We start from the raw sequence: 21,240 nt of genomic DNA, 5'->3' as shown, positions 1-21,240 counted from the left end.
TGTGATTGCCTCTTCTGAATTGTTGTTCTACTGCGCGCCCGCCGAACCTGAACTTCCGCTGAAATAGTTGAACGCACCACTAAAGTCGGCCTGGGTGATGGCGACCTCACCCGTTTTCTGCAGCACGACCGCATTGTTTCTAACGATTTCGAAGTGCGGCCGCCCCGGCGCCGACGGCATACTGACCTCGTTCACACCTTCCACAAGCTCGAAGACGGCCCGATTTGCGCCACATGTCACCGTCAGCGTAGCGCGCCGCGTCATCAACGCCGTGACGTGAACTCGCGCCGTGAGCGGCGCGAGAGATCTGGGTGGGACGGCCGACGGATCAACCAATGCCCTCGCCATGTCCGTTCTCAAATCAACCGGGTGCAAGCGATAGAAATAATAGAACGCGTCACTTTCAATAACGGGCCGCGCGCCTGTTTTAAACCATGCGATGTAATAGCGGCTAGCATCAAGATACGCCGTGTGATTCAGTAGTTCTCCGAATCGGCTGTTGTAGACATGCGCTTTCGATGTCGAACCTATCGGCGCAACATAAGTCGACTCGGCCCAATCGTTCCACGTCACGATTTGCACCCAGTTCGCACCGGATTCGATCGCCGCTTGCCATTCCTTTGCCATTCCGCTGAAACCGTCCGTCTCGAACGCACGATAATTGGTGCCGTTCGAAAGACCACGGTAGTACGGTGTAACGCTCGTCATGAAAGTCTTGCCGATGCGCCTGAACGTGGATGACAGAAGCGTTGTTGAGCGAGCGAGCGCATCGGGCGGCGCGCCCGCGCCGAAGAAAAAATAGCCGTCCGCGGAGGTGGACCTCGCGGCGATTTCGGCGGCCTGTTCCTCGCCAATCGTCGCCTCGCCGCTACTCGGGGAAAAATGCGGGATGAACCACGCACCGAGCCTGTTCGCCTCCCGCATCAAGGACTCACAGCGCGCGGCATCTCTGCCGCCCAGTCCATAAGCGGACAGAACCGGCTTGCCCCCCTGCTTCAACTGCGCTTTGAGTCCGCTCGTTGTGCGTACGATATCGGGCAGTTCGTTCTGCGCGTTGCCGTCCGCGGACACGTAAAGCTTGAAAGCGCCACCCAGGCGCTCGGCCGCCTCGTACATCTGCAGTACACGCATTTTGTACATCGGCTCGCTAACGCTCCAGCCTCCGCAGTTGAGCGCGAAACCGTCGATGCCGCGAGCCATCGCCTCGCGGAATTCGGCGAGATAGTCCTCGACGCCCGCGTCGGTCCCGCCTCGAGGCCACGCCACCATGTAGTGCGCGAACACGTAGCGCGTCGATGCCGGCTGGGCACGCACGGGGGTAATCCCGCAGGGCATCATCGCGGAAAGCGCCAACCCTTTCAGCAAGCTCCGACGTTTCATACGTTCGTCACCGTGGTGGACACACTTTCATTTATACGGAAACCGGTGCTGCCTTCGCCCGGATTCGGCTCGACAACGCAAGCACGATGGCGCCGGCGAGCGCAATGCCCATTGTCGCGCCGATGAGCCCAAATGCATATGACAGCAGCGATACGAGGAGCAGCGACGCCCCCACTTCCAGCGACGATATCTTGACGAACCAGCGCCTGTCCACAGAAAACACATGAAGCGAAAATATCCTGCACATAAAGATCACGCCTGCCCCCAGGAAGGCGGCGAATAGAAAGCCAAACTGCAACGCGGGCGCACCGAGGCGACCCGTTGGAAAGAGATGGACGCGCAGCGCGATCCAACTGGTCAGCATTAACAACCCCATTGTGCCGGCGACTCCCGCGAGCACCGCTGCGGCGCGCATGCGAAGCAATGGCGCGATGGCGCGGCCGAGCTTGCTGCTTACCACGAGTGCAAATGCCTGTCCGCTATTGAACGCCAGATTGTGCACGCTCTTGACGCCGCGATAGAGCGCGGCAGCAGACGGCCCCAGAATGAATGTCACGATCATGATGTCCGCATGTTTCGCGCCCGAGAAGATCGCGTTCGAATACCAACTGCCCAGAATTTCTTTCCGGTGTTCGCTCAGGAACTCGCGATAGCGAAATGTCCACGGGTTGAATCGCTCTGCGTCAGGATATGACGCGAAGTCGGAAGGACGCGCATTGCCGCCGCGCGCCGTACCCAGATACGCCACGAGCATCATCGCGCCATATGCAGCTTCGACGAGCAGCAGCAGGTCCGGCAACATGGGTTGCAAAGCCTGCTTCGCGATGACGAGCCATACAACGGCGATGCGGCTCACCGCAGAAATCGTCGAAATCGCGCAGACGAGGCCGCTACGGCCATAGAGTCGCAGCACACCGAGCGAAAAGTGCGAAAGCCCATAACACGCGGGTGCAGCGAGCAACGTCCAGAAATAATGCGGCTGTGCAAATAGCCCGGTTCGCGCGAGCCATACGGTAAGCGACGCAAATACGATAGTCGATCCGGTTGCACTCGCGAAGTCGAGAAAGATCAACGTGGACACGCGCGAGCGAATCCGCTCGATAGTGAAGATGCGTGGCGACCCGAAGTTGAAAAGGTCGATGGCTACGTAGAATAGCGCGAGCAGCGCGTATGATTTGCCGAGCCAGTCCGGATCGAGATGGCGCAATGCCACCGCAACGGCAATGAAGTTGCCAAGCGCCGGCAGCGCGGAGGCAAGCACCACGTAGAGAAAATCCTTTTTCATCGCGAGGAAGCCGCCTTGAGCTCATCGCAATAGAGGTGGTATTGCTCCTGCAAGGTGGAGAATTGAAAGTTCCTCGCAATGGCTCGATGACTGGCTGCCTCGCGGCGCCTGAATGACGCGTCCGTCGCGCGCTGTTGAATTCGTGCGCAAAGGGCGCCGAGGTCGCCGGGCTCGACAAGACTCTGTTCTTCGAGAACCTCGCCGATTCCACCCACGCGCGTCGCGACTACCGGAATGCCCAGCGCCATCGCCTCGAGCATCGCCCGCGGCATGCCTTCCTGAAATGAGGGCAGCACGAAAAGCGCATGCTGTGCGACGCGTCGGCGCACTTCGTCGCCGTCCATCGCGCCGGCAAAATGGACGACGTCCGCCACGCCCTCTGCTTCAGCGATACGCTGAAAGCGCTCGCGCAAAACGCCGTCGCCTATCAAGGTAAGACGAACATCGAGCTTGTCGGCGTGCAGTCGGGCAATGGCGCGTATCAGCAGGTCATGCCCCTTGCTCTCGTTGTGCATCATCGCGACATTGACGATGCGAAAACCGCTCTGGTCGCCATCCTCGTCATGCGAAGTGTGCTCGAACATTTCATCTGGAAGATACACATCGCTGAATCCGAATGCACGATCCAACCTGCGTGGCGGATAACGCTGTTGCAACGAGTGTGCCGTTACATAGCGGACAGTTTTCGCACGATGAACAGCATGTTGCGTCGCCCAGCAATGCAAGCTGCGCGCAATGCGCCGTAGCGGATGGCGCGACGCGGCGTCGCTGAAATAATCGGCCGGGTCCGCGACGACTTCGGCGGAAAACGGCTTGCGCGTCAGCTTGCATATCAGCATGGCAAGCATCGCGATATTGCCTGGAAAGCGAATCAGCAACACATCGGCGTGATTAACGACGTCATACACGCGGCGCATTAGACGCGGAATACCCAGAACCAGCGCCCGTACGCCCCGGTTCGCACCGAGGTCGAGAAAAGAGGTACGCGCGCCGGTCACTTTTTTCCCGAGAGCCTTCGACGTCGGAAAGGAGCGCGCGGCAATCCTGACCTCGTCGAAACTCTGGGTGAAACGCACCGCGAACTGCTCATAGCCCATATGCGGACTATAGATTTCCGCTCCGACGCGCGAGAAGTTTCCGTCCATCAGTAGCGTGATCGAAGAGCTGTACTTCATTTTTGATGTACTCCACCAGTTCGTCGTAACGGTTCGCCGAAGCTTTATCGAGGCTATTCCAGAACGGCGTGGGATCGTTTCTCAGTCGCTCCACGGTGTCCGCCACCTTCACCGGGTCGAAGTCTCCCGCATGAAACACGTAGTCGTCGATACCGAGGTCGCTATAGGCAGCGTGTCCCTTGCGTTCGTACGACAGATGCACGCTCGGTACGCCGGCGAGCACGCTTTCCAGACTGCCATGCAGACGCACCGACACGATGATGGCATCACGCCGGAGGACAATGTCGCGAAGCAAGGCATTGCACTGCACGCCGAAGGTGCGCTGGTAGAACACGTCGTCGCTATTGCCGCGGCCTGAACTTTGCAGAGCGAAGCCGGCGTCCGGAATCAGTTCGACGAGACGCCTGATGTTCTTCAGGTACACCTCGGAATAGGGCTTGCCGCTCAGGTCGCGAAAGACGAAGAAGACCTTGCGGCGCTCCTGTGTCGTCAAGGCAATGGCGGGAATTTGCAGATGCTTGCCGATCTCCAGTACGACCAGATCGCCGGTTCGCACGCCTCGCCGGTGTTGCAACTCCTCGCGGCTCTTGTCGTCGCGAAGAAAAATCGTGTCGACATGCCGGCGAATCAGCGCTTTGAGAATGACCCCGGACATGCCTTTGAAGGGCCCGACGCTTTGCGGCAGATAAACCGTCCTGCTGCGGCGGCCACCGAGCGCTGTGCCGGCAATCTGCGTACCGTGCGCGATCAGCGCCTTCCACCCCTCGCTCAACGTGCCCGACCTCAGATAGCCGCCCCCTACCCCAAAGAAGATCGCGGCGCGCATGGACCCGATACGTCGCACGATTCTCACTACAAAATCGGCAAGGGAAATCAGCTCCACGTTCGTGTCGTCGAGATAACCGGCAAATGCAGCCTTGTCCAGACACACGACGGTAACGGGACCCACTATCCCCGCCGAGCGAATGGCACGCAGGCTTAACTTCACCAGCAAGCCATCTCCGCTATTGCGCGGGCTGTACGCATGCAGCAGGAAGACCTCAGGCGTTTTCATAGCAGCTCATGAGTGATTTGAAGAAACGATCGGCGCGGAAGGCGTGATCGAACACATGGCGGGCATTGGCGCCCATGCGACGGCATTCCTCTATCGACAATGCATTGAGCTGGTCGGCGAGGCATGTGCCGCTCAACTCCCGCAACATGAGACCGTTGTAGCCATGAATCACCTGCTCGGGCAAAGAGCCCTCGCTGGATACGACGAGCACCTTGCCAGCCCGCATCGCCTCGATAGGAACAAGCGCGAGGCCCTCCCATCTGGAAGGCACGACGATCACATCCATGTCGAGCATCGCGCGGCGCGTCTCATCCGGCCCAACCCAGCCGTGATAGGTGACCCGTGGATCGTCGGACTGCACGTTCACACCGCCGCGCACTGCAGCACCGAACACGTGTACGTGCAGTCCCTCCCTGAGCAGTGGAATCGCGTTGAGAAGGATGTCGAATCCCTTCTGATAGTCGAGCCTTCCGAAATAGCCGATATGGATTGTCGTCACAGGGTTCAGCGTCAACGCAGCGGTCTCGATCGAACGTTCGCTTGCGCTGTCGGGCGCGATGCCTGTGTAGACGAGGTCGATGTTGTCGAGCCCGATACCGTGCCGCTTGGCCGCCCGTACCTCGTCGAACGACATGCACAGAATCCGGGTGCAGCGGTTGGCCATCGCCCGTTCGACAAATGCGAACGCATGACGCGTGACGGGCGCGATGTCCCGTTTCATGAACGACCACGCATGCGGCGTGTAAAGGATCTTCTCGTCACGAAAGCGATTCAACCGTACATACAGGCCCGGAAAAGTACTGTGGCAATGAATGACGTCGGCCTGTAAACCAACGAGTACTTTTTTCAGCCTGTGAGCAATCGCCGGGACGAGAAGCGGGTTCCGGCTCGAGCGGTAATGAACAACCGAGATCCCCGCTACGCCGATATCGGCGAGCTTCAGATTTCTCGGATCGCACAAGAGCACGATTTCGTGCCCCATGTTACGTTGCTCGACCATCAGCGCGCGGACGTAGTTGGCCACACCACCTATCCATGTCTCAACCACATGTACGATCTTCATGTCGAACTCACCGAAGCAGAAAGGGAAGTACGGACGTTTTCGCCACCAGGTAGCGAAACAGCTGTTCAGGCGTTTGAAATAGAGGCTGCATTCACGTTATTTCGTCAATTTGCGGTCGTACCGATAGGCGACATAGCGATATGAGCCGTATTTCGAGCGATAACCGAATGCGCGTGCATCCACCGCATTGAAGATCACGCCCTTCAACGTTGCGTTAGCACGCTGCAAATGCCGCGCGCTTTCGGTAAGTTCGCCGATCACCGTTCGTTGGAAACGTGCAATCAGAAACGTAGTGCCTGCACCGCTTGCAACAATGCCGGCGTCGGCCACGGCGAGTACCGGCGGCGCGTCGATCACCACGAGGTCGTAGCGTTCGCTGAGGCGCTGCATCAGCCGACTCATGCTTTCGCTCATCAGCAGTTCCGCTGCATTGGGCGGAATGCTGCCGGTCGTGATCAGATCGAGCCCTTCGGAAACGTCATGCCGGATCACTTCGTCGAGCATGGCCTCTCCGGACAATACGTTCGACAGCCCCTTCCCGCGCGAAACGCCGAAGTACTGGTTGAGGTAGCCGCGCCGCATGTCGGCGTCGACAAGAATCACACGTTTGTCCGTGCTGGCCATGATCGCGGCGAGATTCGACGCCACGAACGACTTGCCCACACCGGGGCCCGGTCCCGTCAACAGCAGACGATTGTTGGGCGCGTCGAGCATCGCAAAACGCAGGGCTGTGCGCAGGCTGCGCAAGCTTTCAATAGACGGCTCATCGGGGCGAGCCGCCGCGAGCAGCGCGAGGCCCGAGCGGCGCGTCCGGATCGCTTCGTCGAGTGTGCGCTGTTCCGTCGAGTAGGGAATCGCGCCATATACGTTCAGGCCGGCATAGCGTTCAATGTCCTGGACATCCGTGATACCGCCATAGAAGTGCTCGCGTGCGAAAGCCGTCGCGACGCCCATCATCAGGCCGGCAATCAACGCAAGGCCCATCACGAGCGGTTTTTTCGGCTGAACCGGCTCTTCCGGAATGCGCGCGGTATCCACTTGCCGAACATTGCCGACCTTGCCGGCCGACACGAGTTTCAACTGCTGCAAATTGTTCAGCGCGCCGAGATAGACGTCGGTATTGACCTGCACGTCGCGCATCAACGCCACCGTGCCCTGCTCCAGATTCGGCAGCGATTTCATCCGCCCATCTACCGCCTGGAGCCGTGCCTTCATTGCAGCGATCTGCTGTTCCACTGCTCGCACCGAGGGATGATCGGACGAGTAGCCGCTCGCCAGTTCGGCGCGCTTTTGTTGCAAGGTCAACAGATTGGTTTGCCACGCGACCGTCTCCTGCAAAAGCGTCTGTGCTTCGAGACCGAGGTCGTACGTGCCCTTCGAATTCCGGTAAGCGTTGTAGCGTTGTTCTGCCTGTTCCACGTCGTGTTTCAGGCCCGGCAGCAGTCCCTCGAGAAATGCGGCCGACTTGTCAGCCTCGGCTGCTTTGCGCTTGATGTTTTGCGCCACGTAGGCACTGCCGAGCGAATTGAGAATGGCCGTAATCTGCTCCGGGTCCCGTCCTCGCAGCGACGCGGTAATGATGTCGCTCTGCTTGCCTTTCTGCTCGACGGTCAGCTTTTTCTGCAGCGCTTCGAGCGTCAGGAGTTTCGAATATCGTGTGAGAGTAAATGCCGCGCCAGGCTTGCCGCTTATTTGCTTAACGAGCAGTCGGAACTGGCCGATGCTTTGATTCGACACGATCGGCTCTCCCACCCTCCCTTCAATCGGCGAATCGAGGTCCGACTGTGTGACGCGGAACCGGTTATTACCGAGCAGCGTGAGCTTGAAGCGCTTGCCGATGAGGCCGGACGGCACGTCGAATTGCTCGACCGCGATCGATTCGCTTCCCCAGCAGAAACCTCCCATACCCAACAGTCCCGGATTGGACAGGGCGTTATTGTTATCGGCTATCAGCCAGCCGATGAGCGGAAAACGGCGCGGGGCAGCGTCGATATAAAGGCGAAGATCGTTCACCGCCTGATCGACCACCGCTCGCGACTGCAGGATTTCGACTTCACCTTCCGCCTGCGTTTTGACGTCGAAGAGAGACGATACGTCGCCGAGTAACGACGTCGCGCTAGTCGGGTTGTCCTCCTCGACCTGGATCATGATGTTGGCTTCGTAGTTCGGACGCGCCACAAATGCATACGCGGTGCCGAGAAGCACGACTACGGCGCAAATTGCTGCAATCAACCAACGGCTCCCGACCAGCACATCCACATAGCGAATGAGATCGGCATCCTCGTCGACTGGATCACCCACGGTCATGTCAATTTTATTGTTCATCGTCTCTACGTCTCTTTAAGCGAGTGCCTTAATGCGCGATGTCCAGGATTCGGTGCCACGAGCGATCAACTCGTACACCTCGTAAAAATGCGAGAGCGGCTTGCGATAAGGATCAGGCACATCGAAATCTTCCACGTCGCCGAGGCGGAACACCTTGCCTCGCGCCGACGGATGCCTGTGCATGATTTCCTGGCTGTGTACACGCTCCATCGTCAGGATCAGATCGGTCACGCTGACCAATGCCGCATTCAACGGGCGCGCACGATGCTTCGAAATGTCCAGTCCGTTCTCGGCACAGACCTGGATAGCAGCGGGATCCGCGGCATATCCGGTTAATGCGTCGAGTCCAGCCGACTCCACCACGATTCCCTCGAGCTCACGACGCAGCAGGTATTCAGCCATCGGGCTTCGGCAGATATTGCCGACGCAAACCACCAGCATGCTTCTGATCATTTCCCGGCGATCGCTCCGTAAAGTGCCGCATTCACGGCGGGCAGAAGTAGATTCAGCACACGGCTGAAACGAACGAGACCGTTTCCGTCCACGTACACAATGTCGTGCGGCTCCAGCGCAAACTGATTGGCGAGCACCATCGACACCGGCGATTTGGCGTCCAGGTGATACACCTGTGGGCTCGCGCTCAACGAGTCACGGATCACATAAACTTCCGACGCATCCGCGGAATTGCTGTTGATGCTGCCGGCCTGCGAAATGGCCTCGCTCAGCGACAAGGTGCCGTCGCGCATGGGGAGCGCGGTCGACGGCCTGGATACTTCGCCCATCACGTACACGCCGCTGTCGTCGCGCGCGCGCACACGGAGCAGGTCGCCGTCGCGCAGAATGATCCGGGCGGGATTGAAGCCGCCTTCGAACATCGAGGTCATGTCGAGCGGATACGAGCGGCCGTCGCGAACGAGGACAAGCCGGCTCTGATCCGCCGTCGTGGCGAACCCGCCCGCTCGGCTCACCGCGTCGTACAGCGTCATCGGAATGTCGTTCAGCGGCTGGGCACCGGGCGTGTGCACTTCACCGTCGACAAAGATCTGTCGCGCGCGAAACGACGCCATGCGCACCGTGACCTGCGGGTTAAGGAACGCTTTACTCAGTCGGAGCGCGAGCGCCTGCTGAATCTGATCGGTTGTCATGCCCGCAGCGTGCAAGGTTCCTGCATACGGAAATTGCAGATTGCCGCGCTGGTCCACGACGAATCCCGGCACCGGGTCAGAGTTGCGCGTTGCCGCCTGACCGGGCGCTCCCTGCGCAACCGCGAGTTCCGGATGGTCCCAGACCGTAATCTGCAGGACGTCCCCTGCTCCGACCGCATACGGTGAAGGTTTCGCGGATAGCTCGCGCACCGCCTCATCGAGATCTTTAGTGCGAGTCGCACGCAGCCTATGAATGAGCGTTGCGTCGATGTTCATGATCGGCACGGGCGCCGCCTCGGCACGCGCCTCGGCATCGTGAGAGACCGCAATAGTTGCAGGCTTGACCATCTTCATGCCGGGCGCTGCTGCGCATCCCGCCAACGCGATGGGAAGCGCCAACGCGACCGCGTTAAGAATCGCACCGCGCATCGCAGCCTTTGACTTGCGACTACCCCAAGCGCGTGCAATCTGTTTGTCCCGCTTTCGCATACATCCCCTTTACAACACGTTTGATAACGATTCCGCGAACCCTGCGCGTCACGCAAGGTTCAGAGAATTCAGTACGCCTGAGTGCCGACAAACCCCCGCAGGATCGTGGTAAAAACGATCCGCAGATCGAGTGCGAATGACCAATGACGCAGGTAGTAAAGATCGTGTTCGACGCGGGCGACCATCTTCTCTACTCGCTCGGTTTCTCCGCGATGCCCGTTCACCTGTGCCCATCCGGTGATGCCGGGCTTGACGCGGTAACGGTCCATGTACCCGCTAATCTGCTTGCGGTAGAGTTCGTCGTGCTCAATGGCGTGCGGACGCGGTCCGACCACCGACATTTCGCCGCGAAGTACATTGATGAACTGCGGGAGTTCGTCGAGGCTCGTGCGGCGCAAAAAGCGGCCGACCCGTGTGATGCGCGGATCATCGCGAGTGGCCTGCCTCACCACACCCTGTTCCGGGGCATGAATACGCATGGACCTGAACTTGTAGATAGAGAACGGTCTTCCATTTAGCCCCTTGCGGCGCTGCCGGAAAAACACCGGGCCGGGCGACGAGCATTTGACGCATACCGCAATGCCCAGCATCAGCGGTGACAAAGCGAGCAAGGCGAGCGCCGCGAACACGCGATCGAATACTTCCTTACCGGTGATTCCCTCGCGCGGCAGCGCGACGGGCGACAAGCTGATTGCGGGCCGGCCGATGTAGGCGAGTGCCCGTCCGTGCTCTTCGACGCCGAGTGCTTCCACGTCCGGTAACAGGCGCAGATCGATCAGCGTGTCGCGCAGTGCATCCACGCAGCGTTGCAGCGATGCCTGTGCTGTGGCGGGAAGCGCCAGCCACACTTCGCGGATGGCATTCGCTTCTATCGAGTCGTGGACCCGTTTCAATGCAGCGAGATCACGGTCTATCGTCGATTGATCTGCTTCTGCGCCCACGGCGCCCAGTTCGACGATATCGACAATCCTGAAGCCAGATGCAGCATTCCCCTTCGTGTCCCGGGAAACGCGATCGAAATAGCGTCCGTAGCCAATGATCGAAACATGCCGCAAGTCGTGACCAGCGTGACGGTATCGACGCAGCAGCGAATACACAAAGATTCGCGTGGCAAGCAGCAAAGCGACAGTCAGTATCGTCCACGCGAGCAGCCAGCGGCCAGACAGCATGTGCATGCCGCCGAGCAGAAGCACCAGTGCGCTCGCCATCGTCTGAACCGAGACCCACGCCGCGATGAGACGCAAAAGGAGCGGATGCAACGGCCTGCCGCGCCACGAGAGATAAATTGAAAACCCCGGGAAAACGACTGCAACCATGGCCGCCACCATTGCAGCGAAGAGACAATGCAGCAGCGGATGCGGCACCGTTTCGCCAAAGCAGAGCCGTGCTGCAATAACGGCCCCCAGCAAGGTCATCGCGATATCGCACAGTCGAGCAAGAACGATCTTCATCGGGTCTCTCCAGATGGGCGGTAAGCATGTCAACGACTAGAGCCACACCGAACGGCTAGTCGCCCGTGAGTACGACACGAAGGCACGGCGGGAAGCGATTTCCCGGCCGCGTCAATGACGCGCAACTCGCTTTATCGTCTGCGCGTGCATGAGTTACGAGTGGAATTCAATTGCGCTTGATATGCGTTTCACCATCAATAGAAATGCAATTGCATTCGGTGAAACGGATCATATTCGCGGCAATGGCGGCCCATTAATCCACGTCCGATACGAACACAGTGTTGGCGGAAACGAGCACATCGGCGATTTTTCGGCAGATCGCGCGAAATGAGCGTGCTCGGCATCGGCGTTGCCGAAGCCGCACACGGCTGAGCGAGTAAAACGGATAGAAGAGTTCGCGAGCGTCCGCGCGCCATCAGGATAGCGGCAATGCAAACCTTATTGCAGATGAACTATCGACCTTATTGGCGTCTTAATTGCCGCTACATCGAGGACTATTTCCTGAAGTGCGTTTGCCACCTGGAACCGCTTTTCGAAGCGGCGACGCCGTGGCGTCACGACCGCTCACTGGCAGCAAGGCGATCCATGCGGCCTGGAATGCGCGGCAAGGCTTTGCCGCGCGGCCAGTTCAACGCAAAGCCCATCGGCACACCGAAGAGCAGCACCCAGCGCACGACGTAATACACCAGCACATTCGAATCGAACAGGAAAAACAGAAACGGCAGAGGCCACATCACCGCTCGCAGGGCCGTCCATCGTGACGAACGCCGCCCCACCCTGTTAAGCGCGATGAGAAGCCATACCGGAATCGCGAACGACAGCACGAATCCCATCAAGCCGAAATTGACGAGGAACTCGCCCGGCATGCCGAAGAGCAATGTCGTTTTATCCATAGTGCCGCGCTCCAGTGCTCGCACGATCTCGCTCTTCTCCTGCGCGAACGTATCGGGCTTGTCATGCCACAGTGCGGTTGGAACAATCGACGCCAGTGCGCCGACAAAACTGCGGCCCATTGCGAGTTCGTACGCTGGCTTTTCTACTTCATTAATGGCGACGGCCTGGACGTCGAAACGCGACAGATCTCGAAACAGAAACGCACTCAACGGTCCCATGCTCACTTCGAGATCGCGCTGCTCCGCGAAGCGTTGCGGCAGTTTCGCGAGGTCCGAATAACCTAAACCCAGCTTCAACGGTATCAGCACAATGCCCGTGAGCGCCACGCCCAAGCCGAAGGTGCGCGACTTTTTCGCGCTGATAGGTTTGACGAAACCGTGATAGAGGAAAAGCGCAAACACGAGCACAAACACGATGCCCTGACGGCTGCCGGCCACGCCGGCGGAAAGCCACCCCAACGCACCCAACTGCACGAACGCAATAGTCGTGAACAATACGTTGCGGCGTCTCCTCATGGTGAGACAAACGAATACCCAAAGCGGGGAGGTGTTGGCAAAAGCCTGAATCACGCCGAGGCCGCGAAACGGATCGTAGTCGGTACCGTTACTTTCCACGCGAGTGTCGTAAAGTTGCACGACGTGCGAATAACCGCCGAGCTTCGCGTACATGAACGCGAGCGCGCACAGCGAGAGTGCTGCAAACAGATAGGCGAGGCCCCCTGCTCTCGCCGTTCTATCCGTGCGCGCAGTCCAATGCGTTAGCATCTTTCCGTTTATGTCGAGCGCGATCCTGATCAGCGCTACGCCCGCCATACTCAATAAGTACCACAGAACGACCGGCGCACTGTCTTGCGGAAACAGCTTCAGATAGATCTCGTCCCCGACCAGCAACTGCCAGAGCGGAAAGATCCCAAAGAAAAACAGAAGGAAAAACCGGAACCAGCGGACCGTCGGATTGCGCGGTTTGATCGACAGAATCATCGCGATCAGCAGACCGTTAAGAATAATGGTTAGTGCATGCGCGCGTGCGGTGTAGAGAACGACAAGTGTGATTGCACACGCCATGCCGGCAACGAGCGTGAGCCACAATGCTTTGAGATTGCTGGAGGGAGCGGGCACGCGTCCACTGGATTTGATTGCGATCATGGCTGCCATGTTTGTGTGGTTTTTCTCCGTTCCGCCGCCTCATGGGCCGCACAGGAGAGCCGCGCGGTACGCTTGCGCAACGTGCTTTTTATCCATCGATTGAGGTTCACTTCGACAATCGAAAAGCAGGCGTAGCCCGCTACCAATGCACTGGACACGAGAATCGCGATCGAGGCGAACGGATGGTGTTGAATACCGTATCGTTTGACAATCAACGCCGCGGCGGCCAGCGCGAATGGATGAGCGAGGTACAGCGAATAGGAAGCTGCGCCAATGGCCGTCGCGATTCTGCCGGGAATCGACTCGCACGCCGCGCGAACCAGCCACTCCATACTGACCGTCCCCGCAAAGATCATCATGAAGGGCAACCCATACGTAATCACTCGCCCATTGGCCGCGTCATTGGCGGGCATAAAAACGAGCGCGAGAAGCCCACCTACGACCAGCGCGAGGCTCAATAGCAGCGGTCGCGAGTCGTCGCGTATGTAGAGATAGGCCGCGATGCCCATGACAAACTCAAGCAGCAACGGCGAAGTGAGGAACCTCAGCGTAGGATCTGACGGCGTCAGGATCATCCCGCCAGCAACGAAAAAAAGCAGGACTGCGCAAGTAAACGGTAGACGCGCGCGCATTGGAAAGCTTAACGACGCGGCGAAGACAAGATAGAACAGGAACTCGTAGCTCAGCGTCCACCCTGTCTGTATCAGGAACTTGTCTCCCGTTGGAATCAAGGTGAACGAATTGATCACGGTCGTCGTGCCGCCGCTGCTGTTGACGACTGCGGGGTTCACCAGGTAGACCGCCAGCGCAACGAGCGACAACGTCCAGTAAAGCGGCACGATCCTGAGTACGCGTGCCTTGAGAAAGTCGCGTGCGCCAATCTTCCGGTTCATCGTTACATAGCACATGATGAAGCCGGAAATGATGAAGAAAAGATCGACGCCCGATCCGCCGAATTCCCACGTTGCGCCAGTGCCCGACATCTGCCCTTGCTTGTGAATGGCGTGACAGACAACCACCAGAACCGCCGCCACGGCTCGCAAAAGCTGAACGGAGTACAACATGTGAGCTCCCGACTGCCAGATGACGTTGATCGATGACCGCGCGCAATTCGCGCTACGAATAGCGATTGGAGCGGTCGATGTTAGCATCGGCCGTAAATCAAATCCGTCATAACGTTTGGTGAAATCCGCCACATTGTTCGGCTCTCAAGTCGTGAGCCGCGTCGTTGCGCTTCTCTCGAAAGGGCGTCATTTACCACCGCGTGCCAAGATGTTGGCAAAATCCGCCAGCCCTCAATTACCGATAAAAAGCGTCGGTAGCATACGTTCGAACGATTGAAGACGGCTTTGCAATAGCCACACAAGTCAAACATTTCGGGGAACGTACGACGATGGGCCCTCGCATCATTGCATCTCACGAGAACGCACTTGAAGCGACCACTTCGTCCCAGCAGGGCAATACGAAGCACATTGGCGTTGCACTCTTCAACGGATTCGCCCTGCCCGACGTTGCGTCCCTCATCGAGGTCTTTCAGTCGGCGAATGCGCTCAGCGACCCTGACCAATCCGGCCGCCCGCACTACGAGGTCTCGCTTCTATCCGCATCGGGTGGACGGATTGCGAGTTCATCTTCGGTATTTATCTGGACCGATGGCGTGGGTTCGCTGCGCCAGGACGATCACTTCCACGCGCTATTTATTGCGGGTGGGATCGGCGCGACAACGGCGTTCCGCGACGACCGTCTGATTGTCTGGCTTCGACGCGTGTTTGCCGGCACTACGCTGGTTCATGCCATCGCCGAGGGAAGATTGCTGCTGGACGCGGCGGGCCTCACGGGTGCGAAGAGCGCGCGAACAGACGAGCGTCACTACACGGAAGCACGAGGCGCCGCTCGCTCGATCGACCATTCGCTGAGCCCGCTGCAAATTGCTTTGCGGCTTGTTGAGCAAGACATTGGCTCGGATATCGCACGCCAGGTCGCGCAATGGGTCGCGCCGCGGCAGAAGCTCGAGCCGGAGACGACCATTCGCGCCAGGCCCGCGCCGCATGTGAGCGAACAGATTCAGGCGTCCGCGAGATGGCTGGAGGCCAACGGGACGCGCCCCGTCTCCATCGAAGCGGTAGCGCAGATCGCGGCAATGAGCGAGCGGAATTTCCTGCGGCGCTTCAAGAACGAGATGGGCGTGACGCCTTCGGACTATCTTCTGCACGTACGGCTCGAAATGAGTTGCAAGTTGCTCGCGAGTACGAGCTTGCCGGTCGACAAGATTGCGCGCCGCTGCGGAATTGGCAGTGGTGGACGCCTCGCCAAACTCTTCCGCAAGCATCTTTCGACGACACCGACCGAATACCGCATGACAAGGCAAGGGCTCAGCAAGCCCTCATGAGCCGCCAGGCCGCTTCATGAACGACTGTCGATCATCACGATGACGGCCCAGAATAAGAATATATGTAGAAAGAAAAGGCAGTCGCCGCAATTGCATCGAATTGACGAATAAGATCGACTACTCGATTATTTTACGCAAATCAGCCGATTTCACGCCGCTCTGCGCGCCTGCCAACGGCTTAATCCAGCATCGCCAATAGTTCCGCAACGCTCACATTGGGCAACTTCCGGGCGATCATATCCCAGAAAATAAGTTCGTGCATAGCGCGAGCGTCCGCGTCGGTATTCCACTGGCGGGCACCGACGATGGTGTCGGCGGTCTCGCAGGCCGCATCGACGATTGCCTGAATGTATTGTTTACGCATATCCGCGTTAACGACCGGCGTTCGGACTTATTTAGCCCCGCTCGCAATCGTTTGCGAAAATATTCCGTGCCTTGCGATCCGGCGGGAAGCGCGTTCGCCCTGGCTGGACGGGGCTGGACGGCGATTTCACTCTACCGTATGCGTTATTCAGGTGCAAAATCCGCCCCGCGGCTGAGAAATAGCGGTTCCGGCGTCCCGTTCCTTTACACGTGCCGAAGCACACGAACGCTGCACCGTAACATGTCGAGACAATGGAAAATTGCTTCCCGTATATTCAGATGTGATGCGCATCTCCACAAACAATGATATATAGACGCGCTTTGTCTTCAGAAAAATTCACCAAAAAAATTAACCAGACTCTTCGTCAGACGTGTAAGGATGTCAATTGGATAAACGCGCTGTTTAGGTGCATCTTTTGTATGACCGTGATGTCGCGAACTGCCAATTTGTTGGCCGATTCAGCCATGTAATAATGGACTGCAAGCTAATCGTATAGGATTGGTTCACAACAAGAAAAGACAGAGCTAGAAGGCTTTGCAGGCCAATACATTCCGGGGAAAAAAGATGGAGCTAATAGAGACTCTGCCGCGCTGCACACCGCACAACGTCGAAGCGACGCGAAAGACCGAGGTAACGCATGTCGACATTGCATTGTTCAATGGTTTCGCCTTGCCCAAAGTCGCGGCGATCATCGAGGTCTTTCACAAGGCCAATGCGCTAACCGCGTCGCAGCGCTCGGGCCGCGTCTATTACGAGGTTTCATTACTGTCGGCCGCAGGCGGCCGGATTGCGAGTTCTTCGTCGGTCTTCGTCTGGACGGAAAGCGTCGAAACGCATAGAGGCACCAATGACCGCCATTTGCTGTTTATTGCGGGCGGTGCGGGCGTTGAGCACGCATGCCGCGATGAGCGCCTGAGCGCCTGGCTGCGGCGCCGCCATCCTTTCAGCGAGATCGTTCATCCCATTGCGGAGGGCCGGCAGCTTCTGGAGGTAACCGGACTGCCAAGCCGCTATTGTCCTCTCATGTACGGCGAGCAGGACGCGCACGAGCCGTATTCGAAACGCTCGCTCACCGAGGCACCTACAGCCGTCAGGACGGCATTACGACTTGTGGAAGAGCATCTGGGCCCCGACCTCGCGAAGCAGATCGCGGAGTCTATCGCGCCGGAGCATAGAACGCCGTTCAGCAACGCAGCGACGCATAGCGCGGCGCATCACGTCAGCGAGAAGATCATGGCCTCCGTTCGCTGGCTGGAGGCGAACGTCGACCGCCCCATTTCCATCGACGCAGCAGCCCAGGTCGCCGCCATGAGCGAGCGCAACTTCCTGCGGCGCTTCAAGAGCGAAATCGGCATGACACCTTCGGACTATCTGCTTCGAGCCCGCTTGAACATGAGTTGCCGGATGCTGATCGAGTCGCGTTTGCCGGTCGACAAGATCGCGCGGCGCTGTGGGATCGGCAGCGGTGGTCAGTTGGCCAAACTATTCAGAAAGTATCTGGCCACCACACCCTCCGATTATCGGATGAGCAACAGCGCACCGTTGAGCAATCCGTCCTGAGCGGGCGCATCGCCCTCCTGTTCGTTTCTTTCGCGCCGCTTTTCTCAGACTGCTTTTCTCAGACTTTGTCGGGCCGTTCCTGTCGCGCAGCACCGGCTGCGCCGCCCGCTTGCATTCTGCGGCTACCGCTGGCTACCCGCTCATCCACTCCGTGATTCGCACCATGATCCAGGCAACTGCGCGCCGCTCCTCCTTTCATGCCCAGGGCGCTCGCGTCTTCTACCGCGGCAACCCCGTGTACACGCAGGCGGCACCGCTTCGAATCGGTCTGCGTCTATGGGGTATCGACGAATATGAGGTGCTGCGTTGGGGCGAGCGGCTGCCCACGCTGGGCGAGCGCATCGTGTGGGACATCGTGCACGATCCCGATAGCGATGACGCCGGCATGGTGATCCACCTCGTGCGGTCATCCGCGGCAACCCTCGGTTCGTTCTGCTGGAACTGCGTCGGTGCAAACCGGGCGATGTACCGCGCAACGCGCTCCTCCTCGCTCAACGTGGCGGTATTTTCGGGCGACCCGCGACGTTTGCCGACACCGAGCTACGGGTTATGGGCGATGGCCGGCAGACGCTCCGAAGCAGAGACGGTCCACGAAGTCGTCCGGACACTCGTGTTTCCACGCATGATGGATACACGTTGACACCGGTGCCTCACGTGTCCCTCCGCTGACAACCTGTTCATCCCTGTTCGTTTCTCCGTTACGCGATTCGCTTCCTTGCTGGCGAACGGCGCGCGCGATAGTAACTTTCCTAGCGGTATCAACGTTCGCGCAGCAACGCCGCCGGCGCCGCCGCATGCGGTACCTCTGACCGGCCGCCTGAGTTCAGCGCTAATCGGCCTGCATTCCGTAGCTAACGGCGGCTCGCAGGCGGCTCGTCGGCGGCCGTATCCGGCTGATCGGCGAGGCCTGCGCCGGACGCCTCATGCAACGCCAGCCGCGCGCCCTTCATCGGTTATGCGTCGCCGGCGGCCTGTGCCGGGACGCTCAGTCGCGGCAGCCGGCTCATGCCGTCATGACGTCGAGACAATTCAACCAGGGAAAGACACCATGCCTCATATCGAACCAGGTTCGTCCGCATCCGGTAACAACTCGCCTCTGCCGCCGCCCGGCGGCATTCCTGCCGAGCCCGCCAGGCCCGCCGCCACTCCGCAGCCGCTCGTGCCCGGCATGCCGCCCGCGAGAGCACGGGGCACGGAAAGCTCGGGCGAGCAGCCCGCGTCGGCGGCGCGTTCGCGAAACGCGCCGCCGGCCTCGCCGGCCGACGCGCCGACGCCGCCCGCGCGCAGCGCATGGCCAACAGGCAAGGCATTCATGGGCGAATATCTGAGGTCCAATGGCTGCGGCGCACTCAGTCGCAATGGTGAGCTTTCGACGGTGGGACGCGCGTTGCCGCCGCTGACTCCGCAATCGGTGGGCCGCTATTTCAAGGAGCCGGCGGGCGATTGGCCGCGTGACCGCAACAAGCTCGGGCCCGCGGTCAACAAAAACCTGGAGCGGCTCGCCGGCATGGAAGCAGGACCGCAGCGCGAACAACTGCAACTCGAAACGACGCTGCAATGGCACGCGCTCTGTGAAGCCGAGCAAGGCGACGTGCTTGAAACGCTCGGCACGCAGCAGGCGGAACTTCTCGGCGATACCACGCGTCAGGCTTCGCACGATCTGCCGCGCACGCCGGTTCGGGACTGGCTCGAGCACACGGCCGTCTTCATGAAGCCGGACGTCGCCGGGCGGCTACTTAGCTCGTGCACACCCGAGGGCCGCCAGACTCTGGAGATGCCGATGAAGGCCGCGGGCGACGATGCGGAGCTCAAGGCCTTGCTGAAGGACCGCTTCGCCGATCTGCGCATGACCATGCCGCTCGACCACATGTACGACTACACCGGTTTCTGGTGGGACAACAACCGCCAGATCGGCACGCTGCCCGAAGGCGTCGCCGAGAACATCAAGGTCTGCGTGGTCGGCGCCGGTCCCGCCGGCATCATGGCAGCGGATGCGTTGAACCGCATTGGCGTGAAGCCCGTGGTGCTCGAACAGGCGGACCATATCGGCGGACGGATTGCGTCCGGACGTTGGGAGGGAGACCCCACGCCCTATCATCCTGGCGGCATGCGTTTTCATACGACGCGCGGCAACTTCTACTGGAGCATTGCCGAACACTACGGTCTGGAGCATGTGCCGTTCCCGAATTCGAGTTCCGTGCCGACCTCGTACATCATCGGCGGCAAGGTCTATGAGGCGCAGCCGGGTGAGCCGCCGGAAAACGCGACCATGCGCAAGGTCGCCGAAGACGTCATGCGTTCAATGACGGAGCCGCTCCTCGCGCCCATCCGCGAGGCACGCGACGCGGGCGATACCGCGCGTTTTCGCGAGCTCTGCGACGAGGCGAAGCAGAAGTTCGACAGCCACACGTTCCAGTCCGGCCTGAAGGCGCTCCTGAAGGAAAACGGCATTACCTGGAACAAGGATGAATGGCGCACGTTTGGCGCGACGGGCATCGGCGTGGGAGGCTATTCAGGCTACTTCAGCACAGGCTTCCTGGAGGAATTCCGCTTTCTCGTCGATGAGCGTCTCGAGGATCACGTCGCGCTCGTGGACGGCGCCGACGCGCCGCTCTACAAGATGATCGAGGATAGTGAGGATCTGCCGGAAGGCACGGTATCGCTTGCCGAGCAGAACGCGATTCAACTGAACGCCGAAGTACAGAGCATAAAAAAGATGGACGGCAAATACCATGTCACGTGGCTCGACAAGTCCAGCAACGAAACAAAAACTGCGCAGTACGACGAACTATTCTTCGCGGGCGGCCCACGTGAAGCGGTACGGCTTGGCCTGACCGGACCGCAGGCCGGTTCCGAGCCGCTGTTGCCGGACGATTTCGCTGCCGCCATCAAGGACGCTCGCGTGGTGGGCGCCACCAAGATGGCTGTGAAGATCGCCGCAGACCTGCTGGAAGACCGCGAACTGCCGGGTAATGTTCAGGCAGACGAACTATTCCAGCAATCTTACGTGGTGCCGGCCCGCGACGGCGGCGCCGTGGTCTACCCGAGCTATACGCTCGGCGACAATTCGACCAAGGTCGCCGGCATGGAGGGCCGCGAGCAGATGGACCTCTTTATCCGGACGCTTCGCGACGTGGCTTCGCGCGATCCGGACAATCCCGCCCATCAGAAGCTCGCGAATCTCGCCGACGTGGTCGAGCAAAGCCGCGACGGCATCGCATATACGCACTGGGGGCTCGAGCGTCACCAGTGGGGTGCGTTCAAGATGGACGGGCCCGACCAGCTCGACAACACGCGCACGCTGTACGCCGCGCTGTTGCGGATGAGCGATGGCGCCATTGCAATCGGCGAGGAACTGACGTTCGAGGGTGGCTTCGCGAGCGGAGCGCTCGCATCGGCAACGCACGGCGTGCAGCAGTTCGTGCGGCGCCAGGGCGGCAAACTGCCGCCGAATTCGCCGTACTACCAGGAGTTGCTGTAAAGCGGCGCCGCGCGCGGCAAAACAAGTGCTTTCCCTATAA

18 protein-coding genes are annotated in these 21,240 nt (G+C 59.5%); 5 read left to right on the top strand and 13 right to left on the bottom strand.

What is annotated here, in order from left to right; translation table 11 throughout:
* Positions 1 to 27: 27 nt before the first annotated feature.
* The 9 genes from HV711_RS09910 to HV711_RS09870 all read right to left on the bottom strand — a co-directional run bounded on the left by HV711_RS09910 (position 28) and on the right by HV711_RS09870 (position 11,367).
* Positions 28 to 1,335: a glycoside hydrolase family 71 protein gene (locus tag HV711_RS09910; RefSeq protein WP_279612652.1), complete on the bottom strand. Its 1,308-nt coding sequence runs from the start codon at positions 1,333 to 1,335 to the stop codon at positions 28 to 30.
* A 76-nt stretch (positions 1,336 to 1,411) separates the two neighbouring features.
* On the bottom strand, positions 1,412 to 2,665 hold the full coding sequence (locus tag HV711_RS09905; protein ID WP_035483657.1) for a polysaccharide biosynthesis protein: 1,254 nt from the start codon (positions 2,663 to 2,665) through the stop codon (positions 1,412 to 1,414).
* Positions 2,662 to 3,840, bottom strand: coding sequence for a glycosyltransferase (locus HV711_RS09900; RefSeq protein ID WP_244142677.1), 1,179 nt, complete (start codon positions 3,838 to 3,840; stop codon positions 2,662 to 2,664). Before HV711_RS09900 ends, HV711_RS09905 begins: the two co-directional genes overlap by 4 nt.
* Positions 3,770 to 4,894 carry a polysaccharide pyruvyl transferase family protein gene (locus HV711_RS09895; RefSeq protein ID WP_028360002.1) on the bottom strand — a complete coding sequence of 375 codons (1,125 nt, stop codon included), beginning with the start codon at positions 4,892 to 4,894 and terminating at the stop codon, positions 3,770 to 3,772. Before HV711_RS09895 ends, HV711_RS09900 begins: the two co-directional genes overlap by 71 nt.
* On the bottom strand, positions 4,881 to 5,957 hold the full coding sequence (locus HV711_RS09890; RefSeq protein ID WP_028360001.1) for a glycosyltransferase: 1,077 nt from the start codon (positions 5,955 to 5,957) through the stop codon (positions 4,881 to 4,883). The genes HV711_RS09895 and HV711_RS09890 overlap by 14 nt, the downstream gene beginning before the upstream one ends.
* Positions 5,958 to 6,053: 96 nt before the next feature.
* Positions 6,054 to 8,282, bottom strand: a complete 2,229-nt coding sequence (locus tag HV711_RS09885) for a polysaccharide biosynthesis tyrosine autokinase (protein WP_035483653.1) — start codon at positions 8,280 to 8,282, stop codon at positions 6,054 to 6,056.
* 15 nt (positions 8,283 to 8,297) lie between these two features.
* Positions 8,298 to 8,735 (bottom strand): low molecular weight protein-tyrosine-phosphatase, encoded by a 438-nt coding sequence (locus tag HV711_RS09880; RefSeq protein ID WP_013592458.1) that lies wholly within the window; start codon positions 8,733 to 8,735, stop codon positions 8,298 to 8,300.
* Positions 8,732 to 9,916, bottom strand: a complete 1,185-nt coding sequence (locus HV711_RS09875) for a polysaccharide biosynthesis/export family protein (RefSeq protein WP_051224655.1) — start codon at positions 9,914 to 9,916, stop codon at positions 8,732 to 8,734. The genes HV711_RS09880 and HV711_RS09875 overlap by 4 nt, the downstream gene beginning before the upstream one ends.
* 68 nt (positions 9,917 to 9,984) lie before the next feature.
* A complete protein-coding gene (locus HV711_RS09870) occupies positions 9,985 to 11,367 on the bottom strand; it encodes an undecaprenyl-phosphate glucose phosphotransferase (protein WP_035483651.1) in 1,383 nt (460 codons plus the stop codon).
* 148 nt (positions 11,368 to 11,515) lie between these two features.
* Here HV711_RS09870 and HV711_RS09865 point away from each other — a divergent pair, with 148 nt between their 5' ends.
* Positions 11,516 to 11,698, top strand: coding sequence for a hypothetical protein (locus HV711_RS09865; protein WP_175145072.1), 183 nt, complete (start codon positions 11,516 to 11,518; stop codon positions 11,696 to 11,698).
* A 223-nt stretch (positions 11,699 to 11,921) separates the two neighbouring features.
* Here HV711_RS09865 and HV711_RS09860 read toward each other — a convergent pair whose 3' ends face one another.
* Both HV711_RS09860 and HV711_RS09855 read right to left on the bottom strand, forming a co-directional pair.
* Positions 11,922 to 13,415 (bottom strand): hypothetical protein, encoded by a 1,494-nt coding sequence (locus HV711_RS09860; RefSeq protein WP_244142676.1) that lies wholly within the window; start codon positions 13,413 to 13,415, stop codon positions 11,922 to 11,924.
* Entirely contained in the window at positions 13,403 to 14,602 is a 1,200-nt protein-coding gene (locus HV711_RS09855) for an acyltransferase family protein (protein WP_244142675.1), read from the bottom strand. The genes HV711_RS09860 and HV711_RS09855 overlap by 13 nt, the downstream gene beginning before the upstream one ends.
* A 197-nt stretch (positions 14,603 to 14,799) precedes the next feature.
* Here HV711_RS09855 and HV711_RS09850 point away from each other — a divergent pair, with 197 nt between their 5' ends.
* Entirely contained in the window at positions 14,800 to 15,795 is a 996-nt protein-coding gene (locus HV711_RS09850; protein WP_013592463.1) for a GlxA family transcriptional regulator, read from the top strand.
* A gap of 178 nt (positions 15,796 to 15,973) precedes the next feature.
* Here the strand turns inward: HV711_RS09850 and HV711_RS09845 are convergent, their stop codons facing one another.
* On the bottom strand, positions 15,974 to 16,159 hold the full coding sequence (locus tag HV711_RS09845; RefSeq protein WP_013592464.1) for a hypothetical protein: 186 nt from the start codon (positions 16,157 to 16,159) through the stop codon (positions 15,974 to 15,976).
* Between the two features lie 564 nt (positions 16,160 to 16,723).
* Here HV711_RS09845 and HV711_RS09840 point away from each other — a divergent pair.
* Both HV711_RS09840 and HV711_RS09835 read left to right on the top strand, forming a co-directional pair.
* Complete coding sequence (locus tag HV711_RS09840; protein WP_035483647.1) at positions 16,724 to 17,719, top strand: GlxA family transcriptional regulator; 996 nt, start codon at positions 16,724 to 16,726, stop codon at positions 17,717 to 17,719.
* A gap of 163 nt (positions 17,720 to 17,882) precedes the next feature.
* On the top strand, positions 17,883 to 18,359 hold the full coding sequence (locus tag HV711_RS09835) for a hypothetical protein (protein ID WP_035483646.1): 477 nt from the start codon (positions 17,883 to 17,885) through the stop codon (positions 18,357 to 18,359).
* A gap of 413 nt (positions 18,360 to 18,772) precedes the next feature.
* Here HV711_RS09835 and HV711_RS33450 read toward each other — a convergent pair whose 3' ends face one another.
* Positions 18,773 to 19,033, bottom strand: a complete 261-nt coding sequence (locus HV711_RS33450) for a hypothetical protein (protein WP_254604769.1) — start codon at positions 19,031 to 19,033, stop codon at positions 18,773 to 18,775.
* On the opposite strand from HV711_RS33450, the gene HV711_RS09830 reads away from it, so the two are divergent.
* Positions 19,032 to 21,200 (top strand): FAD-dependent oxidoreductase, encoded by a 2,169-nt coding sequence (locus tag HV711_RS09830; RefSeq protein ID WP_254604768.1) that lies wholly within the window; start codon positions 19,032 to 19,034, stop codon positions 21,198 to 21,200. The two genes, HV711_RS33450 and HV711_RS09830, sit on opposite strands and share 2 nt — an antisense overlap.
* The last annotated feature ends 40 nt before the right edge of the window (positions 21,201 to 21,240 follow it).

The organism is Paraburkholderia phenoliruptrix, from assembly GCF_902859825.1.
GTDB lineage: Bacteria > Pseudomonadota > Gammaproteobacteria > Burkholderiales > Burkholderiaceae > Paraburkholderia > Paraburkholderia phenoliruptrix.
This window is presented reverse-complemented; position numbering and strand designations above follow the sequence as displayed.